This is a genomic window from Planococcus sp. TJ-302 (genome assembly GCF_058268455.1).
The window spans coordinates 531,895-543,728 of sequence record NZ_JBZDOI010000001.1; the positions used below are offsets into that span (position 1 = coordinate 531,895).

11 protein-coding genes are annotated in these 11,834 nt (G+C 44.5%); 5 read left to right on the plus strand and 6 right to left on the minus strand.

The window, feature by feature from the left end:
- Positions 1–56 precede the first annotated feature (56 nt).
- Positions 57–752 carry a FadR/GntR family transcriptional regulator gene (locus tag AC4EHB_RS02730; protein WP_490980595.1) on the plus strand — a complete coding sequence of 232 codons (696 nt, stop codon included), beginning with the start codon at positions 57–59 and terminating at the stop codon, positions 750–752.
- A 60-nt stretch (positions 753–812) separates the two neighbouring features.
- On the opposite strand, the gene AC4EHB_RS02735 is transcribed toward AC4EHB_RS02730, so the two are convergent.
- Both AC4EHB_RS02735 and AC4EHB_RS02740 read right to left on the minus strand, forming a co-directional pair.
- Complete coding sequence (locus tag AC4EHB_RS02735) at positions 813–2,243, minus strand: carbon starvation CstA family protein (RefSeq protein WP_490980596.1); 1,431 nt, start codon at positions 2,241–2,243, stop codon at positions 813–815.
- A gap of 262 nt (positions 2,244–2,505) precedes the next feature.
- Complete coding sequence (locus AC4EHB_RS02740; protein ID WP_490980597.1) at positions 2,506–3,207, minus strand: SGNH/GDSL hydrolase family protein; 702 nt, start codon at positions 3,205–3,207, stop codon at positions 2,506–2,508.
- 159 nt (positions 3,208–3,366) lie between these two features.
- Between AC4EHB_RS02740 and AC4EHB_RS02745 the strand changes: the two genes are divergently transcribed.
- Both AC4EHB_RS02745 and AC4EHB_RS02750 read left to right on the plus strand, forming a co-directional pair.
- Positions 3,367–3,849 carry a hypothetical protein gene (locus tag AC4EHB_RS02745; protein ID WP_490980598.1) on the plus strand — a complete coding sequence of 161 codons (483 nt, stop codon included), beginning with the start codon at positions 3,367–3,369 and terminating at the stop codon, positions 3,847–3,849.
- Positions 3,850–4,099: 250 nt separating this feature from the next.
- On the plus strand, positions 4,100–4,648 hold the full coding sequence (locus AC4EHB_RS02750) for a TVP38/TMEM64 family protein (protein ID WP_490980599.1): 549 nt from the start codon (positions 4,100–4,102) through the stop codon (positions 4,646–4,648).
- Between the two features lie 63 nt (positions 4,649–4,711).
- On the opposite strand, the gene AC4EHB_RS02755 is transcribed toward AC4EHB_RS02750, so the two are convergent.
- Positions 4,712–5,254: a divergent PAP2 family protein gene (locus AC4EHB_RS02755; RefSeq protein ID WP_490974070.1), complete on the minus strand. Its 543-nt coding sequence runs from the start codon at positions 5,252–5,254 to the stop codon at positions 4,712–4,714.
- A gap of 219 nt (positions 5,255–5,473) precedes the next feature.
- Between AC4EHB_RS02755 and AC4EHB_RS02760 the strand changes: the two genes are divergently transcribed.
- Both AC4EHB_RS02760 and AC4EHB_RS02765 read left to right on the plus strand, forming a co-directional pair.
- Positions 5,474–6,409, plus strand: a complete 936-nt coding sequence (locus AC4EHB_RS02760) for an acetamidase/formamidase family protein (protein WP_490980600.1) — start codon at positions 5,474–5,476, stop codon at positions 6,407–6,409.
- An 82-nt stretch (positions 6,410–6,491) separates the two neighbouring features.
- A complete protein-coding gene (locus AC4EHB_RS02765) occupies positions 6,492–7,250 on the plus strand; it encodes an arylamine N-acetyltransferase family protein (RefSeq protein ID WP_490980601.1) in 759 nt (252 codons plus the stop codon).
- A 105-nt stretch (positions 7,251–7,355) separates the two neighbouring features.
- On the opposite strand, the gene AC4EHB_RS02770 is transcribed toward AC4EHB_RS02765, so the two are convergent.
- The 3 genes from AC4EHB_RS02770 to AC4EHB_RS02780 all read right to left on the minus strand — a co-directional run bounded on the left by AC4EHB_RS02770 (position 7,356) and on the right by AC4EHB_RS02780 (position 11,717).
- Positions 7,356–9,386 (minus strand): Na+/H+ antiporter, encoded by a 2,031-nt coding sequence (locus AC4EHB_RS02770; protein ID WP_490980602.1) that lies wholly within the window; start codon positions 9,384–9,386, stop codon positions 7,356–7,358.
- 175 nt (positions 9,387–9,561) lie between these two features.
- Positions 9,562–9,906, minus strand: coding sequence for a hypothetical protein (locus AC4EHB_RS02775; RefSeq protein WP_490980603.1), 345 nt, complete (start codon positions 9,904–9,906; stop codon positions 9,562–9,564).
- 530 nt (positions 9,907–10,436) lie between these two features.
- Complete coding sequence (locus tag AC4EHB_RS02780) at positions 10,437–11,717, minus strand: mechanosensitive ion channel (RefSeq protein WP_490974075.1); 1,281 nt, start codon at positions 11,715–11,717, stop codon at positions 10,437–10,439.
- Positions 11,718–11,834 lie beyond the last annotated feature (117 nt).

Here is an 11,834-nt window from a genome sequence, read left to right on the forward strand (position 1 = left end):
ATTCTTGCGCCAATTGATAAGGTTTAATTAGTAAATGCGTTTAAGGAGAGATTCGGATGAACGCACCAAAAAAGAAAACTTATGAACTTATCGTTGAAAAAATCGAACTTTTTTTCATCGAAGAGAAAATGGCATCGGGAGACCGCCTTCCATCGGAACGTGAACTATCGAGCCGATTCGGCGTGAGCCGTACATCGGTCAGAGAAGCCCTGAAAGCATTGCAAATGGCAGGCTCAGTAGAAATTCGCCACGGCGGTGGCAGTTACATTAAAACTACTGAGGTGGCGATGCTGAGCCGGCAGCTAGGCTCGTTGATCGAAAAAACCGAAAGTCACCTGGTCCATGAAATGCTCGAATTGCGCCGCGCACTGGAAGTCGAATCAGCATCGTTGGCTGCTCAGCGCGCCAGCGAAGAAAACCTCCAAGGCATGCACGATGCGCTGGCAAAAATGCAAGATTCTTATAACGATGAAGAGTCCGGCGTCCAAGCTGACTTGAACTTCCACCTGCAGATTGTCTGGGCCTCACGGAATACTTTGCTGATTCAAATGGTGGAGACGCTTGCCAACAGGCTTGAAGATACCATCCGTGCAACGCGGCGCCATCGTTTCACAGAAGCCAGTCGTCACGCTGATACTTACGCTGAACATTACGAAATCTATGCAGCGATTGCCGAGCAAGACCAACAGCGCGCAAAGCATTTAATGGAGCAGCACATCGACCGGATCATGCTGGAACTGGACGCGCATTGACAACCAGTAAAATGGCTCCTTTCCACTAAAAAAAGCGGACTCAATTGAGTCCGCTTTTGCTTATTCCACAACTACTGAAGTTTTAACATCGTTGACGCGGTTCTTGCGTGCTTTCACGTAAAACATCCCGATGATGACTATTGTCAGGAATAATCCTAAAATGTAGGAAACATTCAAATCGAGATTAAAACCGATTTTCTGGTTCAAGATATAGACGAATACCATGTAAGTGATAAAGACGGCAGGCGCCATCGACACCAGATAATTTTTACCTTGAATGTACAAGTACATCGTTGCAATCCACAACGCGATTGATGCGGTTGCTTGGTTCGCCCATGAAAAATAACGCCACAGCAAGTTGAAATCGATTTGTGTCAGAATCAGCGAGATAGCGAAAAGCGGCACTGCAATGACAAGACGCTTCACGATTTTCTGCTGATCCATTTTGATGTAATCCGCAATGATCGAACGCGCAGCGCGGAAAGCTGTGTCTCCTGAAGTAATTGGCAGAACGATCGCTCCTAATACGGCAATCGTCCCTCCAACTGCTCCGAGCAATGTCATGGATACTTCGTTGACAACAGCAGAAGGCGTACCTGAAGTGATGAGGCCGTTCAAGCTTTGGCCATCGAAAATGCTCATTGCGGCAGCTGCCCAGATCATCGCGATGATCGCTTCTGCAATCATCATGCCGTAAAAAATATAGCGGCCTTGTGATTCATTTTGCGTCGTGCGGGATATAATGGGCGATTGTGTCGCGTGGAAACCGGATAACGCCCCGCATGTGATCGTGAAGAACAAGATCGGGAAAATCGGCAAGTTCGCCGGGTGCATATTCGACAACGATAATTCAGGGATTTTGTAATCCGAGAATAACAGACCGATGCCGACGCCCAAAGTTCCGATCAAAAGAATTGCTCCGAAATATGGGTATAAGCGGCCGATGATTTTATCGATTGGCAATACCGTTGACAGGAAATAATAGACGAAAATGACGCCAATCAATACACCGACCGCCACTTTGCCATCCATCAGTATCGAGAGCAATGAAGCTGGTGTGGTAACGAAAACCGTTCCGACTAATAATAAGAGCAAAAGTGCGAAGAAATTGACGACATGCTTCGATGCTTGTCCAAGGAATTTTCCAGCTAGCTCAGGAATATGTGCGCCCTTATTGCGGATGGAAATCATGCCTGTCAAATAGTCGTGCACGGCTCCAGCAAAAATGGAACCGAGTACAATCCATAAAAATGCGACAGGCCCGTACAACGCTCCCATGATCGGCCCGAAAATCGGACCAGTTCCCGCTATGTTCAGCAATTGAATCATGGCATTCTTGTGTTTGTTCATCGGCACGAAATCAATGCCATCCCGGTTTGCATAGGCCGGCGTCTTTCTGGATTCGGCAGGTCCGAACAATTTTTCTATGTACTTCCCATAAGTAAAATATGCAATCACCAATATAACGATAGAGACTAAAAATGTAATCAATTTTGCCACCCCTTTTCTTTTTTGTTTCAGAATGAAACTATGATGAGTCTGAGAAGCCGTAACCGCTTAAAAAAGCCATGCTAAAGAGGAAATTTGCTTCTGTTTAATCCATGGCGTTTTGCCCAGGCAATACATCGTAATTTTATCTGCAAACATTTTATTATGTTATTACTATAATATTAAATAGTCAATATTCTTTTTATTCGCACGAAAAAACCAGCCGCCCATTGGAGTAGGGTGCTGGTGGATAAAATCTTCTTTTTTAGTAGGGCTGCTGCAGTTCTTCAAGCTCATGGATATCGTAGCCGGTGGCAGCCAATGTTTTCAGCAAAAGTTCATGCATGATTTTATAGCCTTCATCATTCGGATGGATATCATCCAGCCAGATGGTGGTGTTCTTGCCCATCGGTTGGGTTCTGGAAATAATAACGCCTTCTTCGCCGATCGCCATATTCCATACACGGAGCATGATGCCGGTGAAACCGAAATACTGAACTTCTTTTTTCATTGAATTGTACAAGTCGTTTTGGACGATGAGCGCTTCATGATTCAATCCGCGGATATGGCGATAAATGGCTAAAAGATTATTCCGGTATGTCCGCCGGATCCCTGCGAATTGGCGAATCAGCCCTTTCGCCCCTGCTCCGTGGAAACCGCGAAGCAAATCGTTGCCGCCGACGTTCAACAGCACTAAATCTGCCTTGCTGATATGATGATTCCACCTGCTTGAACCAAGCCGGTCAATCAGCCCGCTGCTCGTAAGGCCATTGATGCCGAGATTGATGATATTGCAGTCCGGAAATGTTTCTTTCAAATAAGTGGAAATCCCGCCTCTGGTACCATAACCATATGCAACTGAATCCCCCAGGATTACAATATGCTTTAGGCGCAAGCCTTTTTTCGTCCCTTCGGAAGACGATGCGGCTCCATTTCGGAGAGGATAAAAGCGTCTGCTCTTTATCATACGCACACTTCCCTTCTTTGTTCGATATCCTTATTTTAACATAAAGAATAGATATTTACGAATAATCCACTCCAACCAGGAAGCCGCTTTTTTTACTTTCCCCGATAATTGGTTTAACATTTGGCTAGGAGCAAAATACGAAAAAAAAAGAGATGGATGATGGACAGAACGCTTTTACTTTGCGGGCTATCTCATATTCAAACTCGGCAACGGCGATTTCGCCCCGAACGGCAGTGTCTGGCAAATTGCAACAGTTCTGGCGACCGGAAGTGGATGCTTTTCATCACTCTCGGCGTTACATATCTTTTGTCTGTTCTTGGCGCTGTCACCGCAAAGCGATCGTTTGCTGAAAGTGTCACATCGTTGGGCGAAAGCAGCGCGGAAATTGTTGAGAATGCATGGAACGGTAGAAATTTCAAAGACATTGATCTATTGCTCAATTCTTTTTCAACAGAACTCAGCACTATTAAAGCCCAGCATAACGCGTACCCTGTGCTGCATTATTATTATGCTGAAAAATCAGCGAATCAGACCCGCCGCAGTTGTGTTATTGGACAAAGTCTTGTCAATCTTGCGCTTCGCTGTCCCTGTCGGCAATTCGCCGAATCGATTACTGTTGCAGGAAGCCAGGGGAACCATTGAAAGTTATCTCGAAGCTTTAAATAGCGCTTCTTTTGTTCCAGCTGCTTTAGAACCGCCTGCCATCAAGCCTTGATGGCCTCCGCTCTAAAGGGCTGCCTGTTGGGCCTCTGAAGGATTTTGATGATGCGACAAACATCTTGAGGGAGAGGCGACAAATTGGTAGGGGTCATCAAGTCCGGCGCGGTCAAATCTCCATGGCATTGACTTTCTGCGCTGCACTGGCAAATATCTACGGACTGGAGCATGTAATATGGAAACTTTCCTGCTGGATCTAGAATCCGCTATCACCGATATGGGTTGGCTCGCGCCCCCTCTTTTCATCTTGTTCCATTTGCTGCGACCTTTGCTATTTTTGCCGGTAATTATCGTGTGTATTGCCGGCGGCGTCCTTTTTGGTTTTGTGCAAGGGGCCATTTATAACTTTATCGGATTAGCATTGATGAACTACTTTTTTTATCTTTTTATAAGTAAATTTCCGAAATTCGAAAAAAAGATCCGTTCCTTGAAAAACAAAATGCTGCCTGGCAGAACTATTTCCGTAGGCCAAGTAATGATTCTGCGGATTATGCCCTTTGTCCACTTCCACCTCTTGTCATTGTACTTGATGGAAATGACGAAAAACTTCAAGGAATATATGTATTATTCCCTTCTCGGCGTCATCTTGCCTTCAATCATCTATACAGCATTCGGCGAAGCCATTTCAGAAATGCCTTGGTACTTGACCTTGGGGATGTTCCTAATATTGGTTGGCTTGTATGCGCTGATTGGCAAAATGCATAAACTCCGGCTGCCTTTGTAGTCGAAATAAAATTAAAAAGCGCATCCCCTTTTATAACAGGGAACGCGCTTATTTATGTGTTGCTTATGATCGGCGTTTTCTTCCAGCAAGTTCGTAGCGAGTACCTGACTTCTTACGTTCCCGCCTCTTTTGTCGGCGTTCGTCATTTTCGATTTTAGCTGAAAGCAATCCGACCATTGTGCCGAATAATGCGCCGCCAAATACTTCGATTGGCTGGTGGCCCAAAAGCTCTTTTAGCTCGCTATCGCGCTTTTCAAATTCAAGGCTTGGAAAATCTCCGCTTAATGTAACGAAACTGTCCTCAAGGTCGTTGACAAGCCGTGCAATCTCACCTGTATGTCGACGGATCCCTTGAGCGTCATACATGACGATCGTACCGAATATAACGGCTAAGGCTGTTTCAGTATGGCCCGTCCCTTTATTTGCAGCTACATAGGAAGCAAGCGCTGAAACGCCGGCCGAATGCGAACTCGGCATGCCGCCAGTCGTAAACGCCTGTTTCAAGTCCCATCGGCCCGATAATTTTTTATGAGTTACAATTTTTAACGCTTGGGCTATCCCAATTGCTGATAATGATGTAATGATTCCTCTGTTCATAGTGTCCATGAATAAATCCCCCACTTTTCAATCCTATAATCAAGTTTAACTTTTCCGGTTAGTTTTTTATACCCCCAAATTTCGGTCTTTAAGCCGAAAAACAAAAAAACAGCTCAAGCAAAAATTTAATTCTCTCTTTTTATGGGTATACACTAAATGTTATAGTGCGCCATTAATTGGTATACTTCATAATTTCCCTCTAATTAGAAAGCCGAAAGGAGCTTTTATATGATCCATAACATTCCGTTGGAAAACAGGAACCTACATTCCTCATTCAGCAAACAGTACAGCCCGATTTTAACCATCCAATCGGGCGACACAATACAAGTTTCGACACCTGATATCAAATGGGGTTATTCACCTTCCCCAGACCAGCCAAAACAAATGCTGTCCTCCCGCGAACAAGAAAACCAACCCTTGCACCCGATGATCGGCCCGATCAAAATCGAGGGTGCCAAACCGGGAATGGTTCTCGAAGTCCGGACTAATGACTTAAAGCCAGGCTGGTATGGCACCAACTGGGCCGGCAAGCTTCCCGGCTGGCAAAATGAAAAACTTCAGCTGCTGGATTCTGAGAGAGTGCAGCTGGACTGGAAATTGAACGCCCAGCAAATGACCGGCAGCTGTGTCATCGGCGCTAAGGAATTCCGTGTCGGGCTCTCGCCTTTCCTGGGACTGATGGGCAATGCTCCGGCAGAAGATGGCGTATTCAGCACCAAGCCGCCCCGCTCGGTCGGCGGCAACATCGATTGCAAAGAGCTCGTACGCGGCAGCAGCCTGTTTTTACCGATTGAAGTTGACGGCGCGATGTTTTCTCTAGGAGATGGGCATGCGCTGCAAGGCGACGGTGAAAGTTCAGGCACTGCCATTGAATGCCCGATGGATTTCGTTGACGTGACGCTGATCCTGCATGAAGATTGGACTTTGGAGATGCCGCGCGCAAATACACCAGCGGGCTGGATTGCTTTCGGCTTTGATGAAGATTTAAACGAAGCGGCAGCCACCGCCTTAAACGGCATTTTGGGCTTGATGCAGGAATTTTACGCAATCTCCAAAACCGAAGCGACCGCTTTGGCCAGTGTCGCCGTAGATTTGCACATCACCCAAGTCGTTAATGGCGTTAAAGGCGTCCACGCCATTTTGCCGCATGGCGTTATCCGCTGACTTATCCATTAAGCTGTACCAATCAAAATCAATTGAACGACAGCTATGAAAAAATTTACTGCTGAAAGGAAAGATTCATTTGATGGATTCCACTGCATACTTAAAAAGGTTTCATGCATTTCCAATAGAAGAGCTTTATTTGCAGGATTTAGCCAAGCTTCAATCGCTTCATATGCAGCACGTGCCATTTGAGAACTTGGATGTAATCCGAAAAAAGCCGATTTACCTGAACCTGGAGACCATCTACGATAAAATCGTCAATCGCAATCGAGGCGGCTATTGTTATGAATTGAATGGCTTGTTTCATTGGCTGCTCCAAGAACTGGGGTTTGACGCCAAACTCATATCCGCAACTGTTCTAAAACCTGATGGCACCGCCGCAAAAAAAGATACCCATGCAGCCATTCTGGTTGAACTGGACACGGCATACTTGATTGATGTGGGATTCGGCGATTCGACAGTCAGCCCTATTCCGCTTGGAGGGGAACGACACGCAGACCATAGCGGAACCTACAGAATCGAGACGGTGGAAGACGGATTTTACCATTTGATCCGCCAAGAAAATGGAGATGACAGCGAAGAGCGCATCTTATACCGATTCAATACCGATGAAAAGAGACTAGCTGACTTTCATGAGGGCTGCGTCTTTAATCAGGTATCGAGTGAATCGACATTTACCCATGATGATCTTGCGACTCGCGCTACGGAAGATGGACGCATCACCCTTTCTGGGGATGTCCTGATCCGAACTGAGGACGGAAGCAAAAAGAAACACAGCCTGTCGCCCGAAGAAAAGACAAAAGTCCTCAAAGAGGAATTCGGTCTTGAGCTTGAGAAATAGGCAATGGCGCAGTGATGCAGCAAAAAAAGAATTTTTCCCGCTAATCTAAAGTAGCCCATAAATAAAGAGCAGCCGGCCAATGCCAGCTGCTCTTTTCTAGTATCGTTAATCTCCATATTCGTACAACGTGATGCTTTCCAAATGGTTGACATAGCGTCTTAACTCTTTGGCTTGTTCTCTTGTGATGTCACCGCGTTCATACATTTTATAAATCTCTGAACGTCCTTTGTCCATCACGACAATTCGCAGCTCTTCTTTCAATAATTCAAAATGTTCATTGTACCGGGAATCCGGACGTTTTAACCCACCGATCATTTGTTTATAATCGGTGATGACCGCCTGCATCATGTCCTTGTAATCATTTTCAGCGGCCAGCACTTCTAATTTTTTCAGGCCTTTTTGAAGAGCCTGCAATTGGATTTCTTTCGCTTTTTGTATTTTCACCAAGCGCGTTTCCTCGTCTTTGACATACTGGCCGCCAAACCGTTTGAACGCACGAGCCAATTTCCCTTCGATAAAGACGATGATCGACCGGAATCCTTTTGAAATGGCTTGTTCTCTGCGGATCAAGGATTTATCGAAAGCATCGTAGACGTCTTCTTCCATTCCGCCCTCTTTGTAAAGGCTGTCGATATAATGGCGTTCTTCTACCAATGCCGAAAAACGGATTTCCCGCATGCGGTCCCTCAATATTTTCGTGCCTTTTTCAAGGGAACTTTCGTCAAAATCCAACTGGTTAAGGCGCATCGTATATTCATCGATCAACTCATAAGCTGCTACTTCGTTCTCGACATTTAACTCCGCCTTCAGTTTTTTGAGAGATGCCAGCAAAATTCGGCGGCGCGCTTCTTCTATTTCAAGCTTCGCCCCTTTTTGTTCCTCTGTCTCTCCGATGCTGAATAATGGCAGCAGAATCGTCGCAGCAATCAATGTAAATAAAATCGTACCGGCTGCTAAAAAGATGATCAACGAGCGGTTCGGGAAGTCATCGCCATTTTCCATTAAATACGGAATTGACAATACGCCGACCATTGTCACCGTGCCGCGAACGCCGGTCAAACTGACCATGATGGCAGTCTTGACTGTGGGTTTGTCCAAGTCATCTAGTTTGCCCCGTTTGTATTCGTAATACGCGTAGAGATAAGCCCACACTAATCGGATGCCTAAAACGGCCAGTGCAATAGCTGCTACATAGGACAGCAAAAGCAATCCACTGATGTTTTCGTTCTCAAGCACGCCGCTCATGGATGATGGGATGCTTAATCCAAGGAGCAGGAACACAAAACCGTTCAAGATGAACAGCAGAATTGTCCAGATGTTTTCGGTCAGTATTTGCTCTTCAGCAACGAACGTTTCCGTCCGCTCGCGAACAAGCGCATGGAGAATGCCGGCTACGACAACTGCAATAACGCCGGACGCATGAAGCACATCTTCTGTAATATAAAAAATCAAAAATGGCGTGAGGATGGACAGGAGAGATTGAAATGTTACATCGCTGATCCCCTGCTTTCGAAGCATATAGCGGATGCCAGTCACCAAAAGACCGAGAATCAAACCCAGGAAAAGTCCGGCTATGAATTTATACGAAAAATCGATTGCGGCTTCCTGTACGGAAAAATAGCCGGTAACGACCGCGGCAACTGCGTAATTGAACGCCACTAGGCCTGATGCATCGTTGATCAGCGATTCCCCTCTGACCAGATTTAAAACTTTTTGCGGCAAGTGGATCCGTTTCGCAATGCCATTCACCGCGACAGGATCTGTCGGCGAAAGAATCGCCGCTAAAGCGAATGCGGCAGGAAGCGGAATATCGCTGATGAGCCAGTGTATGAAATATCCGCCGGCGACTGTCGTTATCAGCACCAGGAAAATTGCATTGCCGAGTATTGGCCCGCGCATGCGCCATAATTCATCACGCGGAAAGTTCCTGCCATCGCTGTATAGCAATGGCGCGATAAACAGGAGCAAAAACCATTCCGTTTCAATTTCCAAGGAAATATCATCGAATAATACGACCACCCCTACACCAAGTGCCACTTGGATTAAAGCAGTTGGGATAAATGGCGTGTAATGGCTGATGATATTGGAAATCATTAAACAAAACAGCAACAATAATATAATCAATAATAAATCCATAAACATTCTCCAATCTAGCCGTTTCATGTAATCTATTGTATACCCTTAAATGAGCGCTTATGACGCCTGCTGCATCAATTTCAAAAAAAATCAAAAAAAAAAAACGCCCCATTGTAAGAAGCGAATAAAATAACAGACCTATTCTTTTCACTCTACAAAATGGTTTCATAATTCTTTAGAATTTAGCGGTATGGATCGGTGCAACAAAATAAAGTTCTTTCGGGCACGTTTTCGCTGTTTTGACCAGTTCTGTAAAGACATTTTCTGGCACCACAAAATTCTGGATGCGGTTTGGCAGTTCAAGCACCTTTTCCGTCGCATTCGATGCTTTTACTTCATCTATATCAACCCAAACCGATTCTCGCTCACTCATTTTCTTTCCACCGCTCACATACGTTTGTTCCCGGCATAATCTCGCAAATAACGTAATGAGTGTTTCTCCTTCTTCTTCATGGACATTCTTAGACCTTACAAAATAATAAGCGACTGACTGCTGCGGCAAAAGCTGTTTTTGTGTCAAAATGGCACACCCCTTTTCAAGTTTCTGCGTGAATTGAAGAAATAAAATGGGAAAACTGACTTTTAACTTATGTAAAGTCGGCATAAGCTTCTTTAGAATGAGATCTAACCAGAGGGACTAAAATGCCAATCTTCCCTTCAAAATCCATGAGCTAAACGACTCACCAGTAGAAATAGGCTTAAAGTTGCCTTTGTGAGGTATATAAGAAACTTTTAAACTAATGATTATTTGAATCTGCTAACATATATAATATACTACAACTAATAGGCTACTGCAATAAGTTAAGAAAGTAAATAAATAATAAAAAAATATTTTTTTAAATAAAATACAAAGTTTTTTATTATGGGATTTCCTTAATCTTATTATTAGTAGTGACTATTATCTCATACGAGACTTATTTGAATTTACGGCTGCCTATAATGCCTCTTTTTTAGCCAATGCCTTAAAATCTTAAACTCAATGGAAAAAAGCCGAGCAGTGTATAAAAGCTGCTCGGCTTACCATTAGATCACTCTTTTTAAAAAACTTCCTTAGAAACTTCTAAAGTCATCGTTAGTCGGCGGATTCGGTTTCTTTTCTTCCGCTTCCGCTTTTGCTTCAAATTTCTCCAATTGGCGTTTGGCCATATCGCGGCCGCCGATGCCGAATGCGATCGCAAATGCAACTGCAAGGCCCGCTACGATGAAGAGGAATGCCAGATTGACAATATTCGTTGCAAAGTTCAATTGATCCAAGGTCATGAAAACAGCCATGATGATGATGGCGTATTTAACAATGCCGCCAGTCATCCGGTTGCCGGAAGACTTGGTGATGTAATTGCCCAGAAGGTTTGCACCGACAATACCTACGCCCAGGATGATCAATGCACTTAGTACAAGCGGCAGATAATTGATGATCGCAGAGCCGATGTTATTCAGTACATCCAATTGCAATACATTCAAAGCTTCGACTGTGAAGAAGATGATGATCAATACCTGAACAACTTTGCCGATGATTTTTGCCAAATCGAAGGTTGGCACGTTCGGATTGCTGCTGGTATTCAAGTAATCGGAAACATTGTCGATTCCCGTACCTTTCAACAAGCTCGTGAGAAGGTCCCCGATAAACTTCCCAATCATGACCCCGACGATAATCAAAATGATTGCCACGAAGATATTTGGAATCATGTTCAGCACTTGGTTCAGCATAGAAGTGATTGGTTGTGAAATCGATTCGATTTCAAGCGTCTCAAGTGCAATTGTGACAATCGGAATAAGAACAAATACGAAAGCCACATTCCCTAGAACATTCGCAAGTGTATTCTTATCGCTCGCCGACATTTTTTTAGGCGTGTCCGTCTTTTTTGTCAGCTTATTGAACCAACGATCGATGTTCACCGTAGTAAGCAGCGTCACAACAAGATTTTTCACGAATTTTGCGATGAAGAAACCAAGGACCAAAATGATTGTGGCCATCAAGAGATTAGGCAGGAAAGCCAGCAATTTGTCCATCATATTGGATATCGGTCTTGCAACTGCTCCCATGTTCAATTGTTCAAAGACACTTGGCAGGAAGAGGATAAATACTAAATAATAGAAGATCTTACCGATGGAATCCAGCTTGGAATCCGCATCCTCCACTGTTTTAGCCATGTGGCCCTTAACCATTGCCCGGTCCGCGCCGATTTTCTTCAATCCTTTTTGGAAAATCATGCGCACGATTGTCGCTACTACCCATGCGACCAATAGCAAAAGGATTGCGCCAAGGATGTTCGGCAAGAAATTGACAACGTTGTACCACATGTCCCTAAATGCAACTGTAATGTCATTCATCTTCATTTCTCCTTTCAGGTTGTATTTGTAGCAAATTAAAATAATTGCTACTATTATATTCCCCTTTTTTCGAAACTAAACCCAATTCCCCTAACTATTCAGATAATTTATTACTTT